Here is a 26,423-nt window from a genome sequence, read left to right as displayed (position 1 = left end):
TGCTCTTGTTTTAAGGAAAAACGATGAGCGCTGGCGCTCCAGGAGTTGGCGGTGTGCGCAAGACGCAAAAATGGCGTCGTCTTGTTTGAAGACGACGCCATTTCTTGTTTATCAGGCAGCAGCCGACTTTGCTGTCGGGACTTCCGCGATCGTCTTCAGAACGATGGAAGCGATCTGGTACGGGCAACCCTGAGAGTTCGGACGACGGTCTTCAAGGTAGCCCTTGTAGCCGTTGTTGACGAAAGAGTGCGGGACGCGGATCGATGCGCCACGGTCAGCAACGCCGTAGGAGAACTTGTTCCACGGAGCCGTTTCGTGCTTGCCGGTCAAACGCAGGTGGTTGTCCGGGCCGTAAACGTCGATGTGCTCTTTCCAGTTCTTGGAAAACGCAGCCATGAGGGCTTCGAAGTATTCCTTGCCGCCAACTTCACGCATGAACTTCGTGGAGAAGTTGCAGTGCATGCCGGAGCCGTTCCAGTCGGTGTCGCCGAGCGGCTTGCAGTGGAATTCTACGTCGATGCCGTACTGTTCGCACAGACGGAGAAGCAGGTAACGAGCGATCCAGATCTGGTCGGCGGCGCGCTTGGAGCCCTTGCCGAAAATCTGGAATTCCCACTGACCCTTGGCCACTTCGGCGTTGATGCCTTCGTGGTTGATGCCTGCTTCGAGGCAGAGGTCGAGGTGCTCTTCAACGATCTCGCGAGCAACCGAACCAACGTTCTTGTAGCCAACGCCGGTGTAGTACGGGCCCTGCGGAGCCGGGTAACCCTGCTCAGGGAAGCCGAGCGGGCGGCCGTCCTGGTAGAAGAAGTATTCCTGCTCAAAGCCGAACCACGCGTCTTCATCGTCAAGGATGGTTGCGCGGCTGTTGGAAGAGTGCGGCGTAACGCCATCAGGCATCATGACTTCGCACATGACGAGAGCGCCGTTCGTGCGGGCCGGGTCCGGGTAGATCGCAACAGGCTTCAGTACGCAATCCGAGCTATGGCCTTCAGCCTGCTGGGTGGACGAGCCATCGAAGCCCCAAAGCGGGAGCTGCTCGAGCGTGGGGAATTCGTCGAATTCCTTGACCTGCGTCTTGCCGCGCAGATTTGGTACCGGCTTGTACCCGTCGAGCCAGATGTACTCGAGTTTGAACTTAGTCATTACGAACCTCTCATAGGTAAAAATGCGAAGCCTTGAGGCCCCGGTGCTTTCGCCGCCGGAAGCCGCTCTCGCGATCAAGGGCTGCCATGACAGATGCATGTTGCGTGCCAGATTGGTGTTGTTTGCCGATTTTTTCGAAAAATCTTTCTGGTGCCGATCTGGAAAACGCCGATGCCACATCGCCGCCGACGTAATGCTGCGCCGCAGCAAGCAAAAACACCCCTTATGATTCATGAGTGATTTCTTATGCATAGGCCTGGCGTCGGCTGCAGAACGGCTGCTGCGGCGCACAGATTGGCGGTTCGTTCGTTCGTTTGGCAAATGCCTTGAAATCCGGCGCTTCTGGAATGGTTTTTCTTGCCGGAGCGGCGATTAATGCCTATATTTTTCGCAACGTGATTTTTTTTTAATCAAGTGGAGCGAATCCGAGGCTCGGAAGTTTGCTTCATACAGCGAAGCGCTTCGATGCAAAGAAAGTGAGAAGTTCGAAATGGCGACCGGCTTTCATCGTGAGACTGCAACGATCTATCAATTCCCCGTTGGCGGACGCGCAGGCGTTTCCAAGTTTCGAAAGAGCGGTTTGAGTGCTCTTGAGGAAGAAGCAAGGGCGCCGCACATCGATTTCGGCTCGTGGTATCACGACGAGGCGATCCGGGACGAAGAGCGAAACGACAAACCGAACTCCTGATCGCAGTTAAACCGATTTCATTTGTAAGCCGCGCGGCCTCCGGTCGCGCGGCTTCGTCTTTTGTTGCTGCACCTTTCGCCACCCCACCTACGTCAATTGACGTATACGGTTTCGCGTCTGCGAGATCGATAGTCTCCTCCAGCGGCGGTCTCAAGCGCTGCCGATGCCCATAGAGGCTAAAACAAGGAGAGGGGTTCTTCCGATGACATTTAGAAAAACGCTGACTGGCGCATTGCTCGGCGCCATTCTGTCCACCACGGCGTTCCACGGCGCATTTGCTGCCGATGACACGATCAAGGTGGGCGTTCTGCATTCTCTTTCCGGCACCATGGCAATTTCCGAGACGACGCTGAAAGACGCCATGCTGATGCTCATCGAAGAGCAGAACAAGAAGGGCGGCGTTCTGGGCAGGAAGCTCGAAGCTGTGGTGGTCGATCCTGCGTCCGATTGGCCTCTGTTTGCTGAAAAGGCTCGCCAGCTCATCAGCCAGGACAAGGTTGCCGCCGTCTTCGGTTGCTGGACGTCTTCGTCGCGCAAGTCCGTTCTTCCGGTTTTTGAAGAGCTGAACTCCATTCTCTTCTATCCGGTACAGTACGAGGGTGAGGAATCCTCGCGCAACATCTTCTACACCGGTGCCGCTCCGAACCAGCAGGCCATCCCTGCCGTTGATTATCTCGCCAACACCGAAGGTGTCGAGCGCTGGGTTCTGGCCGGTACGGACTATGTCTACCCGCAGACGACCAACAAGATCCTGAAGGCCTACCTGATGTCCAAGGGCGTCAAGGAAGAGGACATCATGATCAACTACACGCCATTCGGTCATTCCGACTGGCAGACGATCGTGTCCGACATCAAGAAGTTCGGTTCTGCAGGCAAGAAGACCGCGGTGGTTTCCACCATCAACGGTGACGCCAACGTGCCGTTCTACAAGGAACTCGCAAACCAGGGCATCAAGGCCGAAGACATTCCTGTTGTGGCCTTCTCCGTGGGTGAAGAAGAGCTTGCCGGTCTCGACACATCGCCGCTGGTCGGCCATCTGGCTGCCTGGAACTACTTCCAGTCCGTCGACGCTCCGGTCAACGCTGAGTTCATCAAGACCTGGCATGCGTTCACCAAGAACGACAAGCGCGTGACCAACGACCCGATGGAAGCTGCCTATATCGGCTTCAATGCCTGGGTGAAGGCAGTCGAGTCTGCCGGTACGACCGATACGGACGCCGTTCTCGACTCGATCATCGGCGTTTCGGTTCCGAACCTTTCAGGCGGTTACTCGACCGTCATGCCGAACCACCACATCACCAAACCGGTCCTGATCGGCGAAATTCAGGCTGATGGCCAGTTCGAAGTCGTTCAGGAAACGCCTGCCGTGGTCGGCGATGAGTGGTCGGACTATCTGCCTGACTCCAAGGACCTGATCTCGGATTGGCGCAAGCCGATGTCCTGCGGCAACTTCAACGTTGCGACTGGCAAGTGCGGCGGCAAGGGCAGCTGATCTGATTTCGAATGCATGCAGAGAGGCGCGCCAAAGCGCCTCTCATTCCAATGACCTGCGGCATGAGCCGTGGGCCGTCACTCCGGTTTCAGACCGGAACCCGGCAGCCGTGCATCTGCGCGGCTAACGGAGTTTGCCGGATCAATTCCGGCATGGCGGAGAGAAGTAAAGCTGCCTTCCAGACGGGAGGGCTTCCAAGGGGGACTTGGGACTATGTTTCTTCGTGTGTTGACCTTTATCGGCGTGCTGATGTGTCTGGCCATGCCGGCGGCGGCGCAGAGTGAGCCGAAAGCGCTGATCGATGCGCTCGGGACGGCGGATTTCAAGCAGGCTGAAACATTGATCGGCCAGATTGCCGCCAGCGGAGATCCGCGCGTCGTTGCTCCGCTTGAAGCCTTTGCCGCGGGTGATCTCTATGTGCGAAAGGCTGACAACGCAGTCTTCATGGTCAAGGCCACGGGGCCAAATTTCACACTGATCGATCCGCTTTCCGGCGAGAGTGCCGGTGAAGCCCCCAAGGCCGCCGTTACCAAGGTCAAGGTCAACAACAATCTGCGCCGCGTCATTCGCGCGGCACTTGGCGGTCTGACGCTGCTGAGCCCGGAGAAATCCGTGCGGCTTTCAGCAGCGGACGCGGTCCTGAAAGCGCCAAGTGCAGAAAATCTCGAATTGCTCGATGCCGCCCTCGCCAAGGAAACGGATGCAGAGGTGCGCGCCCGCATGGAAGAGGCGAGAGCGGTTTCGTTGCTCTCCTCAGACCGTCCCGCCGACCAGAAGAAGGCCGCGATCGAAACCATCAAGAACATTGGCGGTCGCGATGCAATCAGCATTCTCATGGCCGCATCATCTTCCGTTGATGCAAGCCTGAAACCCGATATCGATGCTGCGATTGCGGGCATCGAAGGCTCGCTGGCCTTTTGGGATAATGTTCAGAACGTCTGGTACGGTCTGTCGCTCGGTTCCGTGTTGCTGCTCGCGGCGATCGGTCTTGCCATCACCTTTGGTGTGATGGGCATCATCAACATGGCGCATGGCGAAATGGTGATGATTGGCGCTTATTCGACCTTCATGGTGCAGGACGTCATCCGCTCCAGTTTTCCTGGCCTGTTCGATTGGTCGTTGGCAATTGCGCTTCCGGTTGCGTTTCTTGTCACTGGTGCCATCGGCCTGGTCATGGAACGCGGTGTCATCCGGTTCCTCTATGGGCGTCCACTCGAAACGCTTCTCGCGACCTGGGGTATTTCGCTTATCCTGCAACAGGGTGTGCGTTCCATCTTCGGCCCGACCAACCGTGAAGTTGGCAGCCCGAGCTGGATGTCCGGCTCCTTCAGCATCGGTTATCTGAACTTCACCTGGAACCGCGTGTGGATCGTCGCCTTCTCGCTGTCGGTGTTTTTCGCGCTGCTCATGTTGCTGAAGCGTTCGTCCTTCGGGCTCGAAATGCGTGCCGTGACCCAGAACCGCCGTATGGCATCATCGATGGGTATCAAGACCCCCTGGGTCGATGCCTTTACCTTTGCGCTCGGATCAGGGGTCGCCGGGCTTGCCGGGGTTGCTCTCTCTCAGATCGACAATGTGTCGCCGAACCTTGGCCAGAGCTACATCATCGACAGCTTCATGGTGGTGGTGTTTGGTGGCGTCGGCAATCTTTGGGGTACGCTGGTTGGCGCGCTGTCGCTTGGGGTCTTCAACAAGTTCCTGGAGCCGACTGTCGGTGCGGTGCTCGGTAAAATCCTCGTGCTCGTCCTCATCATCCTGTTCATCCAGAAGCGGCCGCGCGGTCTCTTCGCACTCAAGGGAAGGGCAATCGAAGCATGATTACCGGCTTCCTCATCAAAGCGCTCGACCGGCGCATCTCCATCGCCATCGGCATCATTCTGGCCGTCGCGCTGCTCATTCCGGCATCAAACCTGCTTTTGCCTGCAGATCACCCGCTGCATGTACCGACTTATATCATGTCGATGCTCGGCAAATATCTCGCCTATGCGATGCTGGCGCTGGCGCTCGATCTGGTGTGGGGCTACTGCGGCATTCTTTCGCTTGGCCACGCCGCCTTTTTCGCGCTCGGCGGTTACGCCATGGGCATGTATCTGATGCGCCAGATCGGCACCCGCGGTGTTTATGGTCATCCCGTGCTGCCCGACTTCATGGTATTTCTGAACTGGAAGGAACTGCCCTGGTTCTGGCATGGCTTCGACATGTTCTGGTTCGCAGCGCTGATGGTGCTGGTTGTGCCTGGGCTGCTTGCCTTCGTGTTCGGTTGGTTTGCCTTCCGCAGCCGTGTCAACGGTGTCTATCTATCGATCATCACACAGGCCATGACCTACGCGTTGTTGCTTGCCTTTTTCCGCAACGACATGGGCTTCGGCGGCAATAACGGCCTGACGGATTTCAAGGATATCCTCGGTTTTTCGGTGCAGGCGGATGGTACGCGCGCCGTACTCTTTGCGATGACGGCGATCATGCTGGCGGTTTCGCTGCTGATCGCAGCCGGCATCGTCAATTCCAAGTTCGGCAAGGTGCTGGTCGGTGTGCGCGATGCGGAAAGCCGCGTCCGTTTCCTCGGCTTTCGTGTCGAGAACATCAAGCTCTTCACCTTCGTCGTCTCGGCGATGATCGCCGGCATCGCCGGTGCATTGTTCGTGCCGCAGGTCGGCATCATCAATCCCGGTGAGTTTTCTCCAGCCAACTCCATCGAAGTGGTGGTTTGGACTGCCGTCGGTGGTCGCGGGACCTTGATCGGGCCGATCATCGGTGCGGTGCTGGTCAATGGCGGCAAGAGCTATTTCACCGGTGCATTTCCTGAATTCTGGCTGTTTGCGCTCGGTGGTCTTTTCATCGCAGTCACATTGTTCTTCCCCAAGGGCATCGTTGGCACCATCCAGCATTACTTGGCCGGGCGGCGGGAAAAGCGTCTGGTTGCAAAGCGGCAGAGCGAAAGCGACGCGGGCAACGATGACGCCGCAGCAGTCGCGCAGCAGGCTGCGGAGTGAGGTTGATATGAACACGATTTCCGAAAACCGTTCGAAAAGCCTGCTTTATCTCGATGGCGTTTCCGTATCCTTCGATGGCTTCAAGGCACTGAACTCCCTGTCCTTCGTGGTCGAGCCCGGCGAGCTTCGCGCCATCATTGGCCCGAACGGTGCCGGCAAGACGACGATGATGGATATCATCACCGGCAAGACCCGCCCTGACACAGGCACTGTGCTTTTCGAAGACAGCGTTGACCTGACGAAGAAAGACGAGGCGGATATCGCGCAGCTCGGTATCGGGCGAAAATTCCAGAAACCGACCGTGTTCGAAAGCCATACGGTCTGGGACAATCTGGAACTGGCGCTGAACCGCAAGCGCGGTGTGTTCGCCACGCTGTTCTATCGGCTGACGGATGAGGACAAGGCGCGTATCGAGGAAATCCTTGCGACAGTGCGTCTTGGACATCGTCGCAACGACCTGGCGGCCAATCTTTCGCACGGTCAGAAACAGTGGCTCGAGATCGGTATGTTGCTGGCACAGGAGCCAAAACTGCTTCTGGTGGATGAGCCGGTTGCAGGCATGACCGATGCGGAAACGGCCGAAACAGCCGTGCTCCTGAAGGAGATCGCAAAGACGCGGTCGGTGGTCGTGGTTGAACACGACATGGGTTTCATTCGTGAGCTCGGCGTGAAAGTCACATGCCTTGCTGAAGGCTCCGTGCTGGCCGAGGGATCGATCGACTTTGTCTCGAACGATCCCAAGGTGATCGAGAACTACCTGGGGCGCTGATATGCTGAACGTCGAAAACATCAATCTTCACTATGGCGCAGCCCAGGCGTTGCGCGGCATTTCGCTCAATGCGGAAATGGGCAAGATCACCTGCGTTCTGGGACGTAACGGGGTCGGGAAAAGTTCGCTGTTGCGGGCCGTCACCGGTCAACACGCCATCAGCGCCGGATCGATCAGCTTCGGCGGTGAAACACTGAACGGTCTTGCTCCCTACCAGCGGGCCAAGCGCGGTGTCGGTTATGTTCCGCAAGGGCGCGAAATATTCCCGCTGTTGACCGTTCAGGAAAATCTCGAAAGCGGCTATGCGCCGTTGCCGCGCAAGGAGCGCTTCATTCCCGACGATATTTTCAGTCTGTTTCCTGTCCTGCAATCCATGCTTTCCAGACGCGGAGGGGATTTGTCGGGGGGGCAGCAACAGCAGCTCGCCATCGGCCGGGCGCTGGTAACACGTCCGAAGATCCTTGTGCTGGACGAACCGACCGAAGGCATTCAGCCGTCGATCATCAAGGATATCGGCCGGGCGATCAAATATCTTCGCGACAGCACCGGTATGGCAATCCTGCTGGTCGAGCAATATCTCGACTTCTGCCGTGAGCTTGCCGACTATGTCTATATCATGGATCGCGGCGAGATCGTGCATGAAGGGTTGGCTGAGACGCTGGATACGCCGGAAGCACGACGTCACCTGACAGTATAAAGTTGCCTTGAGATCATCGCCCGCTGATCACGCTATACAAACGGGCGATTAATATTTTGAAAGACTATGCAGCTCTGCATAGCTTTCATGCGCAATTTTTGCATTTTATTGAAGAACAGCCTGTGTTATTGGCAGCGCAAATGCTGCATGCGAGACACAGAGATAGTCTATTCGCACGCTGCGACAGTTGATCCCTTACATTCCACGCACGTCCGACGTATCGTCGGGGAACTGTGCCCAATAAAGGCGTGTCAATGAATCTAGACTTTGCAGTTGTCCGGTCCGCCCGGCTGTTCCGCTCTGTTCGTACTCTCGCCATCGGTCTTGCGATTTGCGCAAGCACAGGTGTCGCAGCGTCGGCGTCGACCTGCGGTCAGGTTCCCGGACCCGGTATGAAACCGGGTCGACATGACTTTTCCATCCTGTCCAATGGCGCAGAACGCCAGGGTGTCTATTTTGTTCCATCCGCTTATGATGGAAACAAACCGCTGCCGGTGGTTTTCGATTTTCACGGTTCCAACAGCAACGCGAATGGTCAGCTTGACCGCAGTGGCTGGGACAAACTGGCCGAGCGTGACGGTGTTGTCGTCGTTGCATTGCAGGGCAGCCTGAATGGCGAGTTGCCGGGCACCCATGCCTGGAATGTTCCCGGTGTTACGAAACGTCCCGGCGGCTTGGATGAAGTCTCCTACATCAACGATGCGATCGCCATGGTGAAGGGCAAGTTCTGCGTCGACGAGGAGCGTTTCTTCGGTTCGGGTTACTCCGGTGGCGGACGCATGCTGTCGCAGTTCCTCTGCAATGGCAGCAACGATTTTTCGGCCGCAGGATTTGTCGCGTCGCTGCGCGCCGGTTATCCGGTAGAGGCAGAGGGCAAATGGGCGCCAGATGCGGCAAGCTGCAAGCCTGCCCGGCCTATGTCGATCATTGCGTTTGCGGGAACCAAGGACCCGGCCAACCCTTATCAGGGCGGTGGGAAGGCCTATTGGCAATATGGTGGTGAAACGGCGCTGAAACGCTGGGCGGAGCTGGATGGCTGCAAGGGCGGCGCAAAGAGCAAGTCCGGTGAAAGTTTCATCGTCAATTCCTATGACGTATGCAAGTCTGGCGCGCGTATCCATTCCTATGTCATCGACAATTGGGACCATGCCTGGCCGCGCGCGACCATGAAAGCGGAAGTGCTGGCGGCATCCGCCATCGTGACCCGCAAGCCGGGCGCCAGCGAGCCGACCCCGACGGTCAAGGCCGAAGCTGCGGTCGAGCGCAAAATGCCCACAGGCGAGGTGACGCGGACGGTTGATGCGGCTGAAAGAATGTGGGATTTCTTCCGTAATACGGAAGGGCAACTGGTGGTGGATGCGGTCGTGAAAAAAGACTGCGTTGCGAAGGTGGTTACCGCTTCCGCAACCACCCCGGAGACATCGTGCAGTCAGAGCAGCAAAGCATCCGCCCTTCCGGCCAGCAAGGCAGTGAACATGCCCCTCAACAACGCGCCCGCGGGCGAGGACGCATTGTAACAAAGGCAGTCGAAGGACGCAGCCGTCTTGACGAACTGTTTCAGGAAGGCTGCGCCAAGATCCGCTTGCCGGATACGTTTTCGAACGAGATCGAGGCAATCCTCATCAATTCTTCCGGTGGCCTGACGGGTGGCGACCAGATCGAATGGCAAGCGGTAGCCGCTGGAGGCACGTCGCTGGTGGTGACGACCCAGGCCTGCGAAAAAGTCTACAAGGCATCGTCGGGCACTGCTGCCGTCACCGCCCGCATGTCTGCAGGCCCAGGTGCAAAGCTTCACTGGCTGCCGCAGGAAACCATCCTTTTCGATCAGTCATCGCTGACCCGCAGGCTGGAAGCGGATATTGACGCATCCGCCGAGTTCATAGCCGTCGAGGCCGTGCTGCTCGGTCGCCAGGCGATGGGAGAGGCCATGAATACTGGCCTTTTCCGTGACCGCTGGCGCATTCGCCATGGCGGACAGCTCGTTCATGCCGAGGAATTGCTGCTTGATGGCGATATTGCTGACCTGACGGCCAAAGCTGCCGTGCTGTCCGGCCAGGTCGCCTTCGCAACGATCCTCTATATCGGTCCGCTTGCCGAATCTTACCTGACAAAAATCCGCGACATCATTGGCGATCATGGCGGGGCGAGTGAGTGGCAGGGCAAGCTTGTCATCCGCGTTTCGGCAACCGACGGCTTCTCGCTCAGAAAAATACTCTTCCCGGTCATTTCGCTCTTGCGAAATGGCGCGTCAGTGCCGAAAGTCTGGAATCTGTAAAGCTTCATATTTTGGGACGACGATGAACCTTAGCCCTCGAGAAAAAGACAAGCTTCTGATTTCCATGGCCGCCATGGTGGCACGGCGCCGGCTGGAACGCGGCGTGAAGCTGAACTATCCGGAAGCCATTGCGCTGATTACCGATTTCGTTGTGGAAGGCGCGCGTGATGGCCGGGCCGTGGCGGATTTGATGGAGGCCGGTGCGCATGTGATTTCGCGCGCTCAGGTCATGGAAGGCATTGCGGAAATGATCCACGATGTGCAGGTGGAAGCGACGTTTCCCGATGGCACCAAGCTCGTGACAGTGCACGAACCCATTCGATAAGGAGGCGCCATGGCGCTGGAACTTCGGCCTAATTGCGAATGCTGCGATCGCGATCTCCCGCCAGAGAGCCCGGACGCGATGATCTGCTCTTTCGAATGCACCTATTGCGCCGATTGCGCGGCCGGCACTCTCTCCGGCATCTGCCCGAACTGCGGTGGTGAACTGGTTCGCAGACCAATTCGTCCCGCCGCCAAGCTTGTCAACAATCCGGCCTCGACCAAACGTGTTTTGAAGGCGGAAGGTTGTATGCCGGTTCGGGCGGCCTGAAATAAAAAGTCGCTTGAGACAAAAAGGGGAACACCATGATACCAGGCGAAGTCATTGCCGCTGAAGGCACCATTGAACTCAACGCCGGTCAACCGACCGTGACGATTGCTGTCGCCAATACGGGCGACCGCCCGGTGCAGGTCGGCAGTCATTATCATTTCGCGGAAACCAATGCTGGTCTCGCCTTTGATCGCGACAAGGCTCGCGGTATGCGGCTGGATATTCCTGCCGGCACGGCGGTTCGTTTCGAGCCTGGCCAGAAACGCGAGGTTACGCTGGTTCCGCTTTCGGGGAAACGGGAAGTGTACGGTTTCCGCCAGCAGGTCATGGGGAAACTCTGAGATGGCGACCGCTCATTATCATGGAAGTTGCCAGTGCGGTGCGGTCAGCTTCGAGGTTGATGCCGATCTTGACCACACTGTTGTCTGCAACTGCTCGCGCTGCAAGCGCCTCGGTTCCACGCTCGCTTTTGCGCCGAAGGACAAGTTCACCCTGCTTTCTGGCGAAGGCAAGCTGACGGAATATCTCTTCAACAAGCATCATATCCATCATCTCTTTTGTTCGACCTGCGGGATCGAAAGTTTTGCTTACGCTGACGGGCCGGATGGAACTCCGATGGTGGCAGTCAACGCGAATTGTCTCGATGGAGTCGATCCGCGCGCGTTGAAACCGCAGGCGTATGATGGCGCCTCGTTGTGAGGTGAAAGCCATGAAACGTTTGATGCACGGCTTTGCCGTAACCACGATGTTGTTCGTTGTCGATGGTGCATCCTTGCCTGCTATGGCTGAGGAAGCGCTTGATTGTACCGCTCCGCAAACGCAAAGCGCCATGACCATGTGCGCCGGGCAGGACTACGACAAGGCCGACAAGGAACTGAACGCCGAATATCAGAAGCTGCGCAAGGTGCTTGCCGAGCGCGACAAGGCTGCCGATGCGGCCGGAAAAGGTGCGACCGAAGCCCTTGTTGCCGCGCAGCGTGCCTGGGTTGCGTTCCGTGATGCCAATTGTGATTTCCATGGGTTTCAGGCCCGAGGCGGAACGATGGAGCCGATGCTGATTGCCTCCTGCCTCGCCGATATGAGCCGTGAACGGGCCACGGAATTGCGCCAGCTTTCGGAAGGTTTCTGACGTTATGGCGCGGCGCATCATGATCGTTGGAAACGGAGAGATACCACGCGGAGCGGCCGATTTTATCGACCTTTCCGACGTGGTCATCCGCTTCAACGATTGCCGTTCAGTCGGATCGGGTGGCAATCGTACCGACATTGTTGCCGTCTGCAACACCGGTCGTCCCGGTAAGGCGATGACGGAAAGCGCCGAGTGGCGCAACAATGACAGCGTAAAACAGGCATCTGCGATCTGGTCGGTTCGCGATCCGGCGAAATTTTCCGACATGGAACCCGAGATCTTGAAGAACTGGCCGGAACTGGCCGATTTCTGTGCCGATTATAGCGCTGGTTTTGCGGCCTTCGCTGAGGAAGCCGGCAAGGCCCATATTGTTATCCCGCGTACCGTTCACGAGCGGTTGGATGCGGCCTTGCAGGCCTATTTGCCCGAACCTTACGTCTGCCCGAGCAGCGGCATGGTTGCCATCGCGCATGTTCTGGAAGAGAGCCGAACCTCCGATGATGAGGTTGCGATTGCCGGTTTCGGCCATGAAGGCTGGAGCCTGCACCCATTTGCCGCCGAACGACAACTGGTCGATGCCCTCACCCGTGAGGGACGACTGATCCGAATTTCCGATACATCGATTTTCTCCGCGTCTGAAGGAGCCTGAGCCCATGCCTTACAAGATTTCCCGTGCCGCCTATGCCAGCATGTTTGGCCCGACCGTCGGTGACAAGGTTCGTCTTGCCGATACCGAACTGTTTATCGAGGTCGAGAAGGATTTCACGACCTATGGCGAGGAAGTAAAGTTCGGCGGTGGTAAGGTCATTCGCGACGGTATGGGACAGAGCCAGGCGACGCGTGGGGAAGGGGCGGTTGATACCGTCATCACCAATGTCCTGGTCGTCGATCATAGCGGGATCTACAAGGCAGACGTCGGCCTCAAGGACGGTCGCATTCATGCTATCGGCAAAGCGGGCAACCCCGACACCCAGCCGGGCGTAACGATTATTGTCGGCCCTTCGACCGAGGCGATTGCGGGCGAAGGCAAGATACTGACGGCCGGCGGCATGGATGCGCATATCCATTACATCTGCCCGCAGCAGATCGAAGAAGCGCTGATGAGCGGCGTCACGACCATGCTGGGGGGCGGCTCCGGTCCCGCACATGGTACGCTTGCCACCACCTGCACCGGCGCATGGCACATCGAGCGCATGATCGAAAGCTTCGATGCATTCCCGATGAACCTCGCGCTGGCCGGTAAGGGCAATGCCTCTCTGCCTGCGCCGCTCGAGGAAATGATTCTGGCTGGTGCCTCTTCGCTGAAGCTGCATGAGGACTGGGGTACAACGCCCGCGGCCATCGATAACTGCCTGACGGTTGCCGATGCTTTCGACGTGCAGGTCATGATCCATACCGATACGCTGAACGAAAGCGGTTTCGTTGAAGATACGGTTGCCGCCATCCGGGGCCGCACCATCCACGCCTTCCACACCGAAGGTGCGGGCGGCGGTCACGCGCCCGATATTATCAAGGTGTGCGGCAATCCGAACGTCATTCCGTCTTCGACCAATCCGACGCGGCCCTATACGGTCAACACGCTGGCGGAGCATCTCGACATGCTGATGGTCTGCCACCACCTGTCGCCATCTATCCCGGAAGACATCGCATTCGCCGAAAGCCGAATCCGCAAGGAAACCATTGCCGCTGAAGATATCCTCCACGATATCGGCGCATTTTCGATCATTTCCTCCGACAGCCAGGCCATGGGCCGTGTCGGCGAGGTGGCAATCCGCACCTGGCAGACGGCCGACAAGATGAAGCGCCAGCGTGGCCGCCTCAAGGAAGAAACCGGCGAGAACGACAATTTCCGCGTTCGTCGCTATGTCGCGAAATACACCATCAACCCGGCCATCGCACACGGTATCTCCCACGAGATCGGTTCGATCGAGGTCGGCAAACGCGCCGACCTGGTATTGTGGAACCCGGCGTTCTTCGGCGTGAAACCGGATATGGTTCTTTTGGGCGGTTCGATTGCGGCGGCGCCCATGGGCGATCCGAATGCTTCGATCCCGACGCCGCAGCCGATGCATTACCGGCCGATGTTTGCCGCTTACGGCAAGCTGCGCACCAACTCTTCCGTCACATTCGTGTCGCAGGCATCGCTTGATGCCGGTCTCGCCCAGCGTCTCGGTGTCGCCAAGAAGCTCCTGGCGGTAAAGAACGTTCGTGGTGGTATCTCCAAGGCATCGATGATCCACAATTCGCTGACCCCGCATATCGAGGTAGACCCGGAGACCTATGAAGTGCGTGCCGATGGAGAATTGCTGACCTGCGAACCGGCGACGGTTTTGCCAATGGCGCAGCGTTATTTCCTGTTCTGAGGAATTTTGCGGGCTCGGTCGTTCGCAGGGATGACAATTGTGCATAGCAGTTGTCCGGTGGACGATTTTTGCGTTTTTTCTGCTGCATCGCAGCAGGTTTTGCGATAAGCGAAGCCCATAAATTCCGCGCGGATTGTTCCCAAGCTCTGCCGCGCCATAACGCCAGACAAGGAGATCAGACATGCTCGGCAAGAAAGTGCCCGCCGTTACCTTCCGCACGCGCGTTCGCGACGAGGCCGTTGGCGGCCCGAACCCGTTCCGTTGGCAGGACATGACCTCGGACGATTACTTCAAGGGCAAGAAGGTTGTTCTCTTCTCGCTGCCGGGTGCGTTCACGCCGACTTGCTCGACCTTCCAGCTTCCCGATTTCGAAAAGCTGGCAGGCGATTTCCGTGCGCTCGGCGTTGACGAAATCTACTGCCTGTCGGTCAACGATGCGTTCGTGATGAATGCATGGGCCAAGGGTCAGAACCTCGAAAACGTCAAGGTCATTCCTGATGGTTCGGGTGAGTTCACCCGCAAGATGGGCATGCTGGTCGCCAAGGACAACCTCGGTTTCGGCATGCGCTCCTGGCGCTACGCTGCTGTCATTAACGACGGTGTCGTTGAGCAGTGGTTTGAGGAAGAAGGCTATTCGGACAATTGCGAATCCGATCCTTACGGCGTTTCCTCGCCGCAGAACATTCTGGAAAGCCTCAAGGCGCGCGCTGCAGCCTGATTGCGGTTTTCCAGCTTTTCGACGGGGCCTGGCAGCAATGCCGGGCCTTTGTCTTTTTGGCGATAATGGTGCCTTGAAATTGGCTTCGCAATCCGCCAAAAATCGAGCCCCAAGACTGTTTCTGAATGGATCCATCATGCTGCGCGTCACCTCTTATCTTCCTGCCGGAACCCCTGCAGACGAGCCGTCCGGTTACGTGACGCTTGCCCATGATCAGCGTCATCTTCGCCGCAAGCTTCTGCATCTTCAGAACGATGAAATGGTGATGCTGGATTTGAAGGAAGCGGTGCTGTTTGCCCACGGCGATCTGCTGGTGGTGGAAAACGGCGATCTGGTCGAGGTTCGTGCCGCCGATGAAAAGCTTTTTGAAATCAAGGCCAGGGATCGCCTTCATCTGATCGAACTGGCCTGGCATCTCGGCAACCGTCACCTGGCCGCGCAGATCGAGGACGAGCGTATTCTCATCCTGCGTGATCATGTCATCAGGGCGATGCTGGAGGGGCTCGGCGCCACGGTGCGTGATGTGGAAGAGCCGTTCCAGCCGGTTCGCGGCGCTTACCACGCCCATGGCGGCCATTCGCACGGGCACCATCATGACCATGATCATGGTCATCATCACCACGACCACGGCTGAGGCATGCGCGACGATCGTGACGTCGGCGCTTTGTTGCGTCTTCTGGCGTGGCTGTCGCCAGCGTTTCCCGTCGGGGCCTTTTCCTACTCCGGTGGTTTGGAAAAAGCTGTCGAGGATCGCAGGGTGCGGGATGCTTCAAGTCTCGGTGACTGGGTGGAAACTCTGCTGACGCATGGAGCCCTCTGGAATGATGCCGTGTTCTTGAGCAATGGCTGGCGCCATTACGGCGATGGCGCAGTCTTGCAGGATACGGCGGATCTTGCCCTGGCGTTGGCAGGCTCCGCGGAGCGATATCGAGAGACGCTGCTGCTCGGCAATGCTTTTGCCGCGGCTGCCCGCGCATGGCCGCATCCGGTCTTCGAGCACCTGCCGAAACAGGCGCCTTATCCCATCACCGTTGGCGCTGTGGCGGGCGCACATGGTGTGCCGCTTGTGGACGCCATCGCTGCCTACCTGCATTCAGGTGTGTCGCAAGTTGTCTCGGCCGGCATCCGGCTCGGTATTGCCGGGCAGACCGATGGAGTTTCCATCCTTGCGTTGAGTGAGAAGCGGGTGGCGGAAACGGCAAAGAGGGCGGCTCTCGCAACGCTTGACGACCTCGGCAGCGCGACGATTATCGCAGACACGGCGACGATGCGTCACGAGACACAGACGACGCGGCTCTTCCGCTCATAAAATGACCAGTGGTTTGGTGCGGTGCAGCATGGCGCCCTTGAAGCGGTGGCGCGACGCGTTAAGGTAAAACAAAACGAAGCATTTTGAAGGGAACAACATCATGAAATCGGGAAATGGTCCGCTTCGCATCGGCATCGGCGGGCCGGTCGGTTCCGGCAAGACGGCGCTGACTGAAAAGCTCTGCAAGGCGATGAGCGCCGATTACTCCGTCGCAGTCGTCACCAATGACATCTATACCAAGGAAGATGCCGAAGCTCTTGTGCGCATGCAGGCACTGCCTTCGGAGCGCATTGTCGGCGTCGAGACCGGCGGTTGCCCGCATACGGCGATCCGTGAGGATGCGACAATCAATCTTCAGGCGATTGCCGGCTTGAATGAACGCTTTCCCGATCTCGATGTGATCTTCATTGAATCCGGCGGCGATAATCTGGCCGCGACGTTTTCGCCGGATCTTGCCGATATTACCATCTACGTGATTTCCGTTTGCCAAGGGGAAGAAATTCCTCGCAAGGGCGGGCCCGGTATTACCCGATCGGATCTTTTGGTGATCAACAAAAAGGATCTCGCTCCCTATGTCGGCGCGGATCTCGGCGTGATGGAAAGTGATGCGACACGGATGCGCAAGGAAATGCCGTTCGTTTTCACCGACATGAAGCGGGGCGACGGCGTCGACCGCATCGTCGGTTTCCTCAAACAACAGGGCGGTCTGTAAGAAAATGCCTGCGCTTCATTTCGGACCCTACGAGGTCCTGCGGTTCGTCGACGGCGTCTACAAGGCGCCGATTGACCATCTCATTCATCGTGAAGGAGAGGCGGCTCTGAAGACGGCGCTTTCCGCCTTCGATGGCCAAACTGTGGATGTCGACGTCAATTGTTTCGTTCTGTCCGATTCAGACGGTTTGTCGCTGGTCGATGCCGGTTGTGGAACCGCGTGGGGTGACAGTTACGGACACGCACGTGCTGCGATGATTGCGGCGGGCATTGAACCGAAGGACATCAAACGTATCCTGCTGACGCATATCCACGGCGATCATGCGCTTGGCCTGTTCAATGGGAGCGCTCCTTATTTTCCGAATGCGGAAATATGGATTCCAGAAGCGGATCTCGCTTTTTTCACGAATGAAGGTGAGCGCCAGAAGCTTCCACCCGCGCGGCAAGGCGCCTTCGATATCGCGGCCCGAATTCTCGATATCTGCGGGCAAATGGTGAGACCGATACCGACGGGGCGCATTGCCGATGGGATCGAGGCAATTTCCTTGCCTGGACACACGCCAGGTCAAACGGGCTACCTGATTGGCGAAGGGGCAAGCAAGCTGTTGCTGTGGGGCGATGTTCTGCACAGCACTGATCTTCAGGCTGCCGATCCGGCCATTGGTTTCATTTACGATATCGATCCGCAGCTTGCCTATGACACACGCCTCACAGCGCTGAACGATGCTGCCGAGAACGGTTGGCTGGTGTCCGGTGGTCATCTGGGCGGGTTTTTCCACGTCACCCGTGAGAACGACGCGTATCGTTTCATTGCGTACTGACGGGTAGCGACAAAAGCAAGGCGGGACACCTTTCGGTATCCCGCCCTTCGTCCTCCCCCGAAGAACTCTAGATTTGTTTCAGCGCTGCGACGTCGTTGACCTGCACGATGCGCCCTCTGACGGTCACGCCTGCCTTCTTGAGCGACGAGAAGGCGCGCGACAACGCTTCCGGAGCAAGGCCAAGCTTGCCGGCGAGCAGGCTCTTCTGGAAGGGCAGGCGCAGCGAAAAGGATGCGGCATCACGAGGGCCGTGGGTCACGAGATAATGGGCGACGCGCTGCGGCGCAGTCTGCAAGCGATCATTGGCGATACATTCCATGCTGCCAAGCGCGTTGTTGGACAAGCATCGCATGATGGCCTTGGCGATTGCCGGTTCCTGATCGACTAGGAACCTGATCCTCTCCAGATCAAAACGGGCGAGTGTGGTGGTTTCGGCCGCTTGCGCGTTGAAGCGGTAGCTGTCGCTACCGAAGATCAGGCATTCGTTGAATGTGTCTCCCGGGCCGCAAATGCGAATGTCGGCTTCTCGACCATGCCGGTCCAGTCGATAAAGGCGCACATATCCCGTCAGCACGCAGTAGAAGTGCTGTGCGCTCTCGCCTTCCTTGAAAATGATATGGCGTGCGGTGGCGCTTGCTACGGATGCGGCGTCTATCAGCCGCAAGGCCGCAGCGTCATCGGCAATACCGAGCAACGGCGCGCGCAGCAGGATGTTACGGTCCTTGTTGCTGAGCTTGACTGTCTTGTTCATATCCCTGCGGCCCCCGCCCAACCCGTTTGCCGGGTTGTTCGAAGCAACGCGGAAGCCTGTTTGTTCCCGCTCCCCGACGCTTGTTTGAAAAAGGTTCATCGCATCGTCCCTCGACCGGCAATTTCCGATGCCGATGAAACTAGCAGCTATGGAGGAAAGGGAATTGATTTCGATCAAATGGCGGACGTGCCTGTCACATTCGTTCGATTTTTTTGCCGGACCGCAAAATGAAAACGCCGGGTTTTGGGCCCGGCGTCGTCTTTGATTTATTCGGCAGCCAATGGCGGCAGACGTAATATCTTTCCGCCCTTGTCACCCGGTTTTTCTGCTCCACCCTTCTCCATATTGGCGACGCGCGCCTCCAGGGAAGAAAGTGCCAGACTGTTTTCACGGGCGATGCCCGACAGTTCCTCGTTGGACAGTGCAGGGTCCTCGTGCTCCTTCTTGCCGACGAAGCGGCCGAAGAGATGAGCGAGCAGGCGCGAGAGGTCGTCCATGATCAGGAAGAACGCGGGCACGACGATCAGCGAAAGCACGGTCGAGACGATGATGCCACCAATCACGGCAATGGCCATAGGTGCACGGAACGAGCCGCCTTCGCCGACACCAAGCGCTGATGGCAACATGCCGGCCGACATGGCAATCGAGGTCATGATGATGGGGCGGGCGCGCTTGCGGCCCGCTTCGACCATGGCCTGAACCCGCTCCATACCGTGTCGGCGCATCTCGATGGCGAAGTCCACCAGCAGGATGGCGTTTTTCGTGACGATACCCATCAACATCAGAATGCCGATCAGAACGGGCATCGACAGTGCGTTCTGCGTGATGATGAGCGCTACCGCTACGCCACCGATGGCGAGCGGCAACGAGAACAGGATGGTGAAGGGCTGGATCACATCCTTGAAGAGAAGGATGAGCACCACCAGCACCAGCATCAGACCGAGCAGCATGGCATTGACGAAGCCTTGCTGCATTTCTCCCTGCACCTTGGCATCGCCACTTTCCGCGAGACGGACGGTCGGCGGCAGCCTTGTCTCTTCAACGATGCGCTTGAATTCGGCTGTCGAGGTATCAAGAGCGGTACCGAAGGGAACATCGGAGCCGATAGAGACAACGCGGTTACGGTCGTTGCGCTTGATCGAGCTTGGACCTTCCGAATAGTCGATATCGGCGACGCTGTAGAGCGGGACCAGAGAACCTGATGCCGTCTTGATCTTCAGCGCCCGGATGGTTGCCAGATCACGGCGGGTATCAAGCGACGCCTGCACGCGGATCGGGATCTGCCGATCGTCGAGAGAGATCTTGGTAAGCTGCGCATCGATATCGCCGATGGTTGCCACGCGTACCGTCTGAGAAATCTGCTGCGGCGTAATGCCGAGGCGAGCAATTTCATCCTTGCGTGGGCGGATCTGCAGTTCAGGACGTGGCAGAGCGCCTTCCGAGCTGACATTGGCGAGGATGGGCGATCCTCTCAGATGCGATTCCAGCACGCCAACGGCGTCGTTCAGATCCTGTTCGTTCTTGGACAGGAAGTTGAAGCTCAGTTCACGTTCCGCACGGTCGTTCAGCTTGATGATCCGGACATCCGGGATAGCGTTCACCTTTGCGAAGATATCGCGTTCGACATCCCATTGCGGGCGTGTGCGTCCGGTTTCTTCGACCTTGGGAAGGTATTGGCCAATCAGCGGGATTGAGCCCAGCCCCTTGTTCACCAACATTTTGACGAGTGAATGATCGAGGTGCTGGAGAATGACGTTGACGGTTGCCCGGCGTAGTTCGAGATCACCCTTGGGCGACGCGCCACCAAGAACGAAGACACTCTCCACACCATTGATGTCGCGGATGGCGTGATAGATGGCTGTCGTCGTGCGGTCGGTCTCATCCAGTGTCGCGTTTGGTGGTAACTCGATGGACAACGTCACACGCGAAGCATCATCCGGCGGCAGGAAGCTGCCGGGAACGCCGCTGAGAAGGAAGACGGAGCCGACGAGGAAAGCGATGGCACCCAGCAAGGTCAGATAGCGTGACCACCAATAGTGGGTGGTGGCTGTGACCATGCGCGTGTAGGCCTTCATCAGCCTGCCATCATTGTCGTGGTGGTCGTCCATCGCGTCTTCGGCACGCATCAGATAAGCGGCCATCAATGGCGTTATCAGGCGTGCGACCATCAGTGAGAAGAACACGGAGAAGGCAACCGTCAGGCCGAACTGAATGAAGTATTGGCCGGGTATGCCGGGCATAAAGGACACGGGCACGAAGACGGCGATGATGGTGAAGCTGGTCGCAATCACCGCAAGGCCGATTTCATCCGCTGCCTCGAGCGCTGCCCGGTAAGGCGTTTTGCCCATCTTGATGTGGCGGGCAATGTTTTCGATTTCCACGATGGCATCGTCGACGAGAATACCCGTGGCGAGTGTCAAAGCCAGGAAGCTGACGAGGTTGAGCGAAAAGCCCAACATGTCCATGATCCAGAACGTCGGGATCGCTGACAACGGCAAGGCGACAGCCGAGATCAGGGTGGCGCGCCAGTTCTTCAGGAAGAGGAAGACCACGATGACGGCGAGGATCGCGCCTTCAATCAGCGTATGGAGTGCTGCTTCGTAGTTGCCGTAGGTGAAATAGACCGCATCATCGACCATCTGGATAGAAACATCCGGATTGTCCTTGCGGACCTGGTCGAGACTTTCGGCTACCGTTTCGGCAACGGATACTTCGCTGGCACCCTTGGCGCGGAACACCGCAAAGGTAACGGCCGGGTTGCCGTTGAAGCGCGAGAAGGATTTCGGCTCTTCATAGGTGTCGGTCACGGTGCCGAGTTCGGAGAGCTTGACGAAACGATCTCCTGAAAGCGCAATGGTCGTATTGGAGAGGTCTGCCACGTTGCGCGTGTCGCCCAGCGTGCGGATCGTCTGCTCGTTGCCGCCGATCTGGCCGCGACCAGAACCGAGATCGATATTGGTGCCACGAAGCTGCGTGTTCACCTCAGTGGCGGTGATGCCATAGGCGTCCAGCTTGGCCGGGTTGAGGGAGACACGCACTTCGCGGTCTGCGCCGCCATAGCGGTCAACCTTGCCGACGCCAGACTTGCCCTGAAGCGAGCGCTTGATCGTGTCATCCACGAACCAGGACAGCTCTTCCAGCGTCATGTTGGGCGAGGAAACCGCAAAGGTCTGGATTGCCTGCCCCTCGACGTCGATCTTGGTGACGATCGGCTCTTCGATATCAGCCGGCAAGTCGCTGCGGATCTTGTCGATGGCGTCCTTGGTGTCCTGAACAGCCTCTTCAGTCGGCTTTTCAATGCGGAACATCACCGTCGTGGTCGACTGCCCGTCCACCACGGTCGACTGGATTTCATCGATGCCGCTGATCGCGGCAACAGCGTCCTCGATCTCCTTCGTCACCTGCATTTCCAGTTCCGACGGCGATGCGCCGCTCTGGGTCACGGTGACGGAAACGACGGGAACGTCGATATTGGGGAAACGGGTGATCGGCAGGGCGTAAAACGCCTGCATGCCGAGGAACATCAACAGCGCAAAGCCCAGAAGCGGCGCAATCGGGTTGCGGATTGACCATGCAGAGAAATTCATATCATTCCCTCAGTCAGTTGGACGCAGTGGTCTGGGCTTCTACCGGTTTGATCCGGTCGCCATCACGGACGAATGCTCCAGCTTTTTCGACAACCATGTCTCCAGCCGCGATGCCGCTGACAATCTGAATGAAACCGCCGTCTTCGATGCCGGTTTCGATCTTGACCTGCTTGACGACATCACCTTCGATCTTGCGCGTCGTCGAGCCCTGGCGTCCCGCTGTCACGGCAGAAAGAGGCAGGGAGAGCGCCTTTGTCTCTTCGACGATGATTTCGGCGCTGGCGTACATGCCGGCACGCGCCGGGCTATCAACCGGCAATACGACATGCACGGAGCCGAGGCGCGTGGTTGCATCCACCGTCGGCGAGACGAGCCGTACCTTGCCTTCTATTTTCGCGCTTCCGCCGGCAACCGTCAAATAGGCTTTCTGGCCGACCTTGATCTTCTGGATATCGGTTTCGGAGAGATCCGCGACCAGTTCGATGGCCCCATCCTTGATGATGGTGAAGAGCGGGGTGCCGGCACCGCTGGCGACGGCGCCGACCTTGGCATTTTTCGCCGAGACAATGCCGGCAACGGGAGTTTTGACGCCCGTGCGTGTCAACCGCAGATCAACGTCCTCGATCTGGGCATCGACAACCTTGATGTCCGCTTCACCCGCCGAAACGGCCTGTTTGGCGGCATCCAGGCGTGCCTTTGCGACCTCTGCTGCGGCTTGTGTCTGTTCGACCTGGGAAACTGAGCCGGAACCGGTCTGGCCGAGTCTTGCGGCGCGATCACGCTGACGAATGGCATCGTTCAGATTGGCTTCGGCCTCAAGGACCTGCGCCTTGGACTGGGTAAGCGAGGCTTGAGCCTTGGCCTTATTGGCCTCGTACTGGCTCTTCTGCAGGATCAGGCTGTCTGTAGAGAGTTCGGCAAGAACCGCATTGGCTTTCACCTGGTCGCCGATATCGGCGTTCAGCTTATCGATGGAGAGGCCATCGACCAGAGGCTGCACATAAATCTCGTCCACTGGCTTGATGGTGCCGGTTGCAATGACGCGATCCACGAGCGGTCGCTCGGCCGCGTGGACAACGACGATGGAGGGCAGGTTCTGGCGTGCTGCGGAAGGCTGATTTTCACCTTCGGCCAGCACCGGAAGCGGCAAGATCGCCACTGAAAGGAGAAGGACAGCAACCCGGCCAAGCTTTGATTTGTATCGCATGTGTCTTAGTCCGCCAATCTGCTCGCATTTCCTACAGCCGAAGGCTTCCACAACAAGGACATGCGACAATGAATCTGAAACAAGGGGTACAATACTTGCTTTTCAATCCTCCCGATTCGAACGCCCCTCAACGCGAATCTTCAAGCACCTCAGCTTTGGTGCTTTTTATACAAGATCAAAAAGTGCAGTCTTGTGGCGGGGACTCTAGTTCTTTGCCGGGTGCAAATCAATCCGGTCAACAGGCATGCTTGATATACATTTTTGTATAACGCAACATATTGAAACTTATGGCTGGCGAACCCGGGGTATAGAAAAAATGCGCGATATAAACATACCGCGCATCTACAATGCTTTCAAACAGCAGAGATTTATTTCAGCGCAGCTTCGCTGATTTCGGTGGTGAAGGCGCCGACAGGCTCTTTGGTGATGACCGGATCGGAGCCACCGCCGAGCAGCGTCTTGACGGTACGGTCATAATCCGCCTTGTCGAGAGCGCCTGTCGAACCTGCGATCAGCTTGGCCACTTCCGTCATCATGCCCTTCTGGTGAGCTTCCGTCTGTGCGCCGGAGGCATCGTTTTCCAGGACGATATCGGCGGCATCATCCGGATTTTCTTCCGCCCATTTCCAGCCCTTCATGGAAGCGCGAACGAACTTAACGAGGTTTTCCTTGAACTTTGCGTCCTTCAGCTTGTCTTCCAGCACGTAGAGGCCATCTTCGAGCGTGGCGACACTCTCATCTTCGTATTTGAAGGTGACGAGATCGCTAGCCTTGATGCCAGCTTCCAGAACCTGCAGATATTCGTTGTAGGTCATGGTGGAAATGCAGGCGGCCTGCTTCTGCAGCAGCGGATCAACGTTGAAGCCCTGCTTCAGTACGGTCACACCATCCGCGCCACCGGTGGTGGGGATCTTCAGATGCGACATCCACGACAGGAACGGATATTCGTTGCCGAAGAACCAGACGCCGAGTGTCTTGCCCTTGAAGTCGTCAGGCTTTGTGATGCCGGTTTCCTTGAGGCAGGTCAGCATCATGCCGGACTTCTTGAACGGCTGGGCGATGTTGACGAGCGGCACGCCTTTTTCGCGGGTCGCAAGCGCCGATGGCATCCAGTCGACGATAACGTCTGCTCCACCGCCGGCCAGAACCTGGGCCGGTGCGATATCCGGGCCGCCCGGCTTGATGTCGACATCGAGACCTTCGGCCTCATAGAAACCCTTGTCCTTGGCGACGTAATAACCCGCGAACTGTGCCTGAGTGACCCATTTCAGTTGCAATGTCAGTTTTTCAGCGGCCTGAACGTTGAAGGCCGTCATCATCGCCGCACCGGCAAGAAGAAGAGATGCTAGTCTTGTTTTCATCGCTGTTCCCTTTTTTCGTTGTTTACGTTCGTCCCCCACGGACGGACGGATGCCAGAAGGTGACGGCCCGCTCTGCGAGCGCCACAAGACCGTAAAAGCCGGAGCCGGCCAACGCCGCGACGGCGATTTCGGCCCAGACCATATCGACATTGCTGCGGCCCATTTCCGCAGAAATTCGGAAGCCCATGCCGACGATCGGCGTGCCGAAGAATTCTGCAACGATGGCACCGATCAATGCCAGCGTGGAGTTGATTTTGAGTGCGTTGAAGATGAAGGGCCATGCCGCGGGCAGGCGCAGCTTCACCAGTGTTTGCCACCAGCCTGCCGCGTAAGTGCGCATAAGGTCTCGCTCCATGTGACTGGATGCAGCAAGCCCCTGCACGGTGTTCACCAGCATGGGGAAGAAGGTCATGATGACGACAACCGCCACTTTCGATTGCCAGTCGAAACCGAACCACATGACCATGATCGGCGCGATGCCGACCACTGGTAGCGCTGAGACGAAGTTGCCGATGGGCAGTAGGCCGCGTTGCAGGAATGGTGAGCGGTCGATGAGAATGGCAACGGCAAAGCCCAACCCGCAGCCTAGCACATATCCTGTCAGCACGGATTTGATGAAGGTCTGGCGGAAATCCGCCCACAGGGTCGGCAATGACGATATCAACCGCAGAAAAATGGCACTTGGCGCAGGCAGCAAGATCGGCGGAACGGAAAAGCCGCGAACGATGCCCTCCCACAAAACGATCAGCGCAAGGCCGAACAGCAGCGGTACCGCAATTCCGACCGTTCGTCTGGCGGCGGGCATGGTGAAATTTCGACGCACCAGCCACTCATTGAGACACCATGCGATAACCCAAAAGGCGATGGCGAAGACAAACCAGCCGGGATTGCTCATGGCCTCTCTCCCATTCTTTTCAGCACCGCCGTGTGGGCAAGGCCGATAATCGAAACCAGTATGGCAGCCACGGCCGCAGCCATGAACAAAGCCGCCCAGATCTGCACGGTCTGGCCGTAATAGGAGCCGGAGAGCAGGCGGGCACCAAGGCCGGCGACAGCACCGGTCGGCAATTCACCGACAATTGCGCCAACCAGCGAGATAGCGACCGCGATTTTCAGTGAGGTGAAGAGGTAGGGCAGGGCGGACGGCCAGCGTAGCTTCCAGAAAATCTGGCTCGGTGACGCATTATAGGTGTGCATCAGATCGCGCTGGATGGTTTCGGGACTGCGCAGACCCTTCACCATGCCGACAACGATTGGGAAGAAGCTGAGATAGGTGGAAATGAGCGCCTTGGGCAAAAGACCCGAAATGCCGATGGAGTTCAGCACAACGATAATCATCGGCGCGACCGCAAGGATCGGGATCGTCTGGCTGGCGATGATCCACGGCATGACGGAACGATCCATGGCGCGGTTGTGGACAATAGCGACTGCAAAGAGAATACCGAGAGCCGTGCCGATGGCGAAACCCAGCAGGGTAGCCGACAGCGTTACGCCAGAGTGATAGACGAGGCTGCGCTTGGAGGTGATCGCCTTATTGACGGTGGTGTCCCAAAGCTCGGCGACGATCTGGTGGGGCGCGGGCAGAACAGGGCGCTCCTGCGCAAAAGTTTGCGGCAGAAGCTGCCAGAAGCCTGCTTCCTGACCGGCGCGTGCAGACTGATCACGGGCGAATGGCATGTTGAGGTAGACGACCGCCAGATGCCAGATGACGAGAATGGCGAGAACGACGGTGACGACAGGCAGAACACGGTCGCGAAAAAGGGTCATTGCTGGGCCCTTCTTTTCAAGAGCAATGGGGGCCGTCTGTGCGTGAG

Annotated in this window: 27 protein-coding genes; 20 read left to right on the top strand and 7 right to left on the bottom strand. The window is 57.8% G+C overall.

The features are described 5' to 3' along the window. Positions 1-111: 111 nt before the first annotated feature. The gene (locus HWX89_RS21975) at positions 112-1,146 is read right to left on the bottom strand and encodes a glutamine synthetase beta-grasp domain-containing protein (RefSeq protein ID WP_138791252.1); all 1,035 of its coding nucleotides are present in this window, start codon (positions 1,144-1,146) and stop codon (positions 112-114) included. A gap of 490 nt (positions 1,147-1,636) precedes the next feature. Here HWX89_RS21975 and HWX89_RS21970 point away from each other — a divergent pair, with 490 nt between their 5' ends. The 20 genes from HWX89_RS21970 to aidB all read left to right on the top strand — a co-directional run bounded on the left by HWX89_RS21970 (position 1,637) and on the right by aidB (position 17,703). Then, positions 1,637-1,834 (top strand): DUF2735 domain-containing protein, encoded by a 198-nt coding sequence (locus HWX89_RS21970; protein ID WP_138791251.1) that lies wholly within the window; start codon positions 1,637-1,639, stop codon positions 1,832-1,834. 202 nt (positions 1,835-2,036) lie between these two features. Next, positions 2,037-3,326 carry an urea ABC transporter substrate-binding protein gene (gene urtA, locus HWX89_RS21965; protein ID WP_138791250.1) on the top strand — a complete coding sequence of 430 codons (1,290 nt, stop codon included), beginning with the start codon at positions 2,037-2,039 and terminating at the stop codon, positions 3,324-3,326. A 213-nt stretch (positions 3,327-3,539) separates the two neighbouring features. After that, complete coding sequence (gene urtB / locus HWX89_RS21960; protein ID WP_138791249.1) at positions 3,540-5,144, top strand: urea ABC transporter permease subunit UrtB; 1,605 nt, start codon at positions 3,540-3,542, stop codon at positions 5,142-5,144. Beyond that, entirely contained in the window at positions 5,141-6,319 is a 1,179-nt protein-coding gene (gene urtC, locus HWX89_RS21955; protein WP_138791248.1) for an urea ABC transporter permease subunit UrtC, read from the top strand. The genes urtB and urtC overlap by 4 nt, the downstream gene beginning before the upstream one ends. Positions 6,320-6,326: 7 nt before the next feature. After that, positions 6,327-7,088, top strand: coding sequence for an urea ABC transporter ATP-binding protein UrtD (gene urtD, locus HWX89_RS21950; protein ID WP_178340867.1), 762 nt, complete (start codon positions 6,327-6,329; stop codon positions 7,086-7,088). Between the two features lies 1 nt (position 7,089). Continuing rightward, complete coding sequence (urtE, locus tag HWX89_RS21945; RefSeq protein ID WP_138791247.1) at positions 7,090-7,785, top strand: urea ABC transporter ATP-binding subunit UrtE; 696 nt, start codon at positions 7,090-7,092, stop codon at positions 7,783-7,785. A 254-nt stretch (positions 7,786-8,039) separates the two neighbouring features. Beyond that, entirely contained in the window at positions 8,040-9,302 is a 1,263-nt protein-coding gene (locus tag HWX89_RS26295; protein ID WP_138791246.1) for a CE1 family esterase, read from the top strand. After that, on the top strand, positions 9,230-10,060 hold the full coding sequence (locus HWX89_RS21935; RefSeq protein WP_353505717.1) for an urease accessory protein UreD: 831 nt from the start codon (positions 9,230-9,232) through the stop codon (positions 10,058-10,060). Before HWX89_RS26295 ends, HWX89_RS21935 begins: the two co-directional genes overlap by 73 nt. 22 nt (positions 10,061-10,082) lie before the next feature. Then, a complete protein-coding gene (locus tag HWX89_RS21930) occupies positions 10,083-10,385 on the top strand; it encodes an urease subunit gamma (protein WP_138791244.1) in 303 nt (100 codons plus the stop codon). Between the two features lie 9 nt (positions 10,386-10,394). Then, positions 10,395-10,652 carry a DUF1272 domain-containing protein gene (locus tag HWX89_RS21925; RefSeq protein WP_138791243.1) on the top strand — a complete coding sequence of 86 codons (258 nt, stop codon included), beginning with the start codon at positions 10,395-10,397 and terminating at the stop codon, positions 10,650-10,652. 35 nt (positions 10,653-10,687) lie between these two features. Then, positions 10,688-10,993: an urease subunit beta gene (locus tag HWX89_RS21920; protein ID WP_138791242.1), complete on the top strand. Its 306-nt coding sequence runs from the start codon at positions 10,688-10,690 to the stop codon at positions 10,991-10,993. Position 10,994: 1 nt separating this feature from the next. Further along, entirely contained in the window at positions 10,995-11,351 is a 357-nt protein-coding gene (locus HWX89_RS21915; RefSeq protein WP_138791241.1) for a GFA family protein, read from the top strand. Between the two features lie 10 nt (positions 11,352-11,361). Next, entirely contained in the window at positions 11,362-11,781 is a 420-nt protein-coding gene (locus HWX89_RS21910) for a lysozyme inhibitor LprI family protein (protein WP_138791240.1), read from the top strand. 4 nt (positions 11,782-11,785) lie between these two features. Continuing rightward, entirely contained in the window at positions 11,786-12,430 is a 645-nt protein-coding gene (locus HWX89_RS21905; protein WP_178340866.1) for a glycosyltransferase family 29 protein, read from the top strand. A 4-nt stretch (positions 12,431-12,434) separates the two neighbouring features. Further along, on the top strand, positions 12,435-14,144 hold the full coding sequence (gene ureC, locus HWX89_RS21900; RefSeq protein ID WP_138791239.1) for an urease subunit alpha: 1,710 nt from the start codon (positions 12,435-12,437) through the stop codon (positions 14,142-14,144). A gap of 181 nt (positions 14,145-14,325) precedes the next feature. Next, positions 14,326-14,862, top strand: coding sequence for a peroxiredoxin (locus HWX89_RS21895; protein ID WP_138791238.1), 537 nt, complete (start codon positions 14,326-14,328; stop codon positions 14,860-14,862). A 136-nt stretch (positions 14,863-14,998) separates the two neighbouring features. Next, the gene (ureE, locus tag HWX89_RS21890; protein ID WP_138791237.1) at positions 14,999-15,496 is read left to right on the top strand and encodes an urease accessory protein UreE; all 498 of its coding nucleotides are present in this window, start codon (positions 14,999-15,001) and stop codon (positions 15,494-15,496) included. A gap of 3 nt (positions 15,497-15,499) precedes the next feature. Further along, on the top strand, positions 15,500-16,171 hold the full coding sequence (locus tag HWX89_RS21885; RefSeq protein ID WP_138791236.1) for an urease accessory protein UreF: 672 nt from the start codon (positions 15,500-15,502) through the stop codon (positions 16,169-16,171). A 100-nt stretch (positions 16,172-16,271) separates the two neighbouring features. Then, positions 16,272-16,883 carry an urease accessory protein UreG gene (gene ureG, locus HWX89_RS21880; protein WP_138791235.1) on the top strand — a complete coding sequence of 204 codons (612 nt, stop codon included), beginning with the start codon at positions 16,272-16,274 and terminating at the stop codon, positions 16,881-16,883. 4 nt (positions 16,884-16,887) lie between these two features. Next, positions 16,888-17,703 carry an AidB family quorum-quenching N-acyl homoserine lactonase gene (gene aidB, locus HWX89_RS21875; RefSeq protein WP_138791234.1) on the top strand — a complete coding sequence of 272 codons (816 nt, stop codon included), beginning with the start codon at positions 16,888-16,890 and terminating at the stop codon, positions 17,701-17,703. A 67-nt stretch (positions 17,704-17,770) separates the two neighbouring features. Here aidB and HWX89_RS21870 read toward each other — a convergent pair whose 3' ends face one another. The 6 genes from HWX89_RS21870 to HWX89_RS21845 all read right to left on the bottom strand — a co-directional run bounded on the left by HWX89_RS21870 (position 17,771) and on the right by HWX89_RS21845 (position 26,376). Further along, on the bottom strand, positions 17,771-18,454 hold the full coding sequence (locus HWX89_RS21870; RefSeq protein ID WP_138791233.1) for a Crp/Fnr family transcriptional regulator: 684 nt from the start codon (positions 18,452-18,454) through the stop codon (positions 17,771-17,773). Positions 18,455-18,720: 266 nt separating this feature from the next. Further along, positions 18,721-22,041, bottom strand: a complete 3,321-nt coding sequence (locus tag HWX89_RS21865) for an efflux RND transporter permease subunit (protein WP_138791232.1) — start codon at positions 22,039-22,041, stop codon at positions 18,721-18,723. 13 nt (positions 22,042-22,054) lie between these two features. Beyond that, positions 22,055-23,248, bottom strand: a complete 1,194-nt coding sequence (locus HWX89_RS21860; protein ID WP_138791231.1) for an efflux RND transporter periplasmic adaptor subunit — start codon at positions 23,246-23,248, stop codon at positions 22,055-22,057. A gap of 368 nt (positions 23,249-23,616) precedes the next feature. Then, positions 23,617-24,609 (bottom strand): ABC transporter substrate-binding protein, encoded by a 993-nt coding sequence (locus HWX89_RS21855; RefSeq protein WP_138791230.1) that lies wholly within the window; start codon positions 24,607-24,609, stop codon positions 23,617-23,619. A gap of 22 nt (positions 24,610-24,631) precedes the next feature. Then, a complete protein-coding gene (locus HWX89_RS21850) occupies positions 24,632-25,504 on the bottom strand; it encodes an ABC transporter permease (RefSeq protein ID WP_138791229.1) in 873 nt (290 codons plus the stop codon). Beyond that, entirely contained in the window at positions 25,501-26,376 is an 876-nt protein-coding gene (locus tag HWX89_RS21845; protein WP_138791228.1) for an ABC transporter permease, read from the bottom strand. Before HWX89_RS21845 ends, HWX89_RS21850 begins: the two co-directional genes overlap by 4 nt. Between the last annotated feature and the right edge of the window lie 47 nt (positions 26,377-26,423).

The organism is Rhizobium sp. RM (genome assembly GCF_013390595.1).
GTDB lineage: Bacteria > Pseudomonadota > Alphaproteobacteria > Rhizobiales > Rhizobiaceae > Agrobacterium.
The sequence above is the reverse complement of the archived record's forward strand: the minus strand, read 5'-3'. Positions and strand labels throughout refer to the sequence as shown.

Excerpts from the sequence above, each read along its gene's own strand:
- HWX89_RS21975 (WP_138791252.1), bottom strand. The coding sequence starts at position 1,146 with ATGACTAAGTTCAAACTCGAGTACATCTGGCTCGACGGGTACAAGCCG.
- HWX89_RS21970 (WP_138791251.1), top strand. The coding sequence starts at position 1,637 with ATGGCGACCGGCTTTCATCGTGAGACTGCAACGATCTATCAATTCCCC.
- urtA (WP_138791250.1), top strand. The coding sequence starts at position 2,037 with ATGACATTTAGAAAAACGCTGACTGGCGCATTGCTCGGCGCCATTCTG.
- urtB (WP_138791249.1), top strand. The coding sequence starts at position 3,540 with ATGTTTCTTCGTGTGTTGACCTTTATCGGCGTGCTGATGTGTCTGGCC.
- urtC (WP_138791248.1), top strand. The coding sequence starts at position 5,141 with ATGATTACCGGCTTCCTCATCAAAGCGCTCGACCGGCGCATCTCCATC.
- urtD (WP_178340867.1), top strand. The coding sequence starts at position 6,327 with ATGAACACGATTTCCGAAAACCGTTCGAAAAGCCTGCTTTATCTCGAT.
- urtE (WP_138791247.1), top strand. The coding sequence starts at position 7,090 with ATGCTGAACGTCGAAAACATCAATCTTCACTATGGCGCAGCCCAGGCG.
- HWX89_RS26295 (WP_138791246.1), top strand. The coding sequence starts at position 8,040 with ATGAATCTAGACTTTGCAGTTGTCCGGTCCGCCCGGCTGTTCCGCTCT.
- HWX89_RS21930 (WP_138791244.1), top strand. The coding sequence starts at position 10,083 with ATGAACCTTAGCCCTCGAGAAAAAGACAAGCTTCTGATTTCCATGGCC.
- HWX89_RS21925 (WP_138791243.1), top strand. The coding sequence starts at position 10,395 with ATGGCGCTGGAACTTCGGCCTAATTGCGAATGCTGCGATCGCGATCTC.
- HWX89_RS21920 (WP_138791242.1), top strand. The coding sequence starts at position 10,688 with ATGATACCAGGCGAAGTCATTGCCGCTGAAGGCACCATTGAACTCAAC.
- HWX89_RS21915 (WP_138791241.1), top strand. The coding sequence starts at position 10,995 with ATGGCGACCGCTCATTATCATGGAAGTTGCCAGTGCGGTGCGGTCAGC.
- HWX89_RS21910 (WP_138791240.1), top strand. The coding sequence starts at position 11,362 with ATGAAACGTTTGATGCACGGCTTTGCCGTAACCACGATGTTGTTCGTT.
- HWX89_RS21905 (WP_178340866.1), top strand. The coding sequence starts at position 11,786 with ATGGCGCGGCGCATCATGATCGTTGGAAACGGAGAGATACCACGCGGA.
- ureC (WP_138791239.1), top strand. The coding sequence starts at position 12,435 with ATGCCTTACAAGATTTCCCGTGCCGCCTATGCCAGCATGTTTGGCCCG.
- HWX89_RS21895 (WP_138791238.1), top strand. The coding sequence starts at position 14,326 with ATGCTCGGCAAGAAAGTGCCCGCCGTTACCTTCCGCACGCGCGTTCGC.
- ureE (WP_138791237.1), top strand. The coding sequence starts at position 14,999 with ATGCTGCGCGTCACCTCTTATCTTCCTGCCGGAACCCCTGCAGACGAG.
- HWX89_RS21885 (WP_138791236.1), top strand. The coding sequence starts at position 15,500 with ATGCGCGACGATCGTGACGTCGGCGCTTTGTTGCGTCTTCTGGCGTGG.
- ureG (WP_138791235.1), top strand. The coding sequence starts at position 16,272 with ATGAAATCGGGAAATGGTCCGCTTCGCATCGGCATCGGCGGGCCGGTC.
- aidB (WP_138791234.1), top strand. The coding sequence starts at position 16,888 with ATGCCTGCGCTTCATTTCGGACCCTACGAGGTCCTGCGGTTCGTCGAC.
- HWX89_RS21870 (WP_138791233.1), bottom strand. The coding sequence starts at position 18,454 with ATGAACAAGACAGTCAAGCTCAGCAACAAGGACCGTAACATCCTGCTG.
- HWX89_RS21865 (WP_138791232.1), bottom strand. The coding sequence starts at position 22,041 with ATGAATTTCTCTGCATGGTCAATCCGCAACCCGATTGCGCCGCTTCTG.
- HWX89_RS21860 (WP_138791231.1), bottom strand. The coding sequence starts at position 23,248 with ATGCGATACAAATCAAAGCTTGGCCGGGTTGCTGTCCTTCTCCTTTCA.
- HWX89_RS21855 (WP_138791230.1), bottom strand. The coding sequence starts at position 24,609 with ATGAAAACAAGACTAGCATCTCTTCTTCTTGCCGGTGCGGCGATGATG.
- HWX89_RS21850 (WP_138791229.1), bottom strand. The coding sequence starts at position 25,504 with ATGAGCAATCCCGGCTGGTTTGTCTTCGCCATCGCCTTTTGGGTTATC.
- HWX89_RS21845 (WP_138791228.1), bottom strand. The coding sequence starts at position 26,376 with ATGACCCTTTTTCGCGACCGTGTTCTGCCTGTCGTCACCGTCGTTCTC.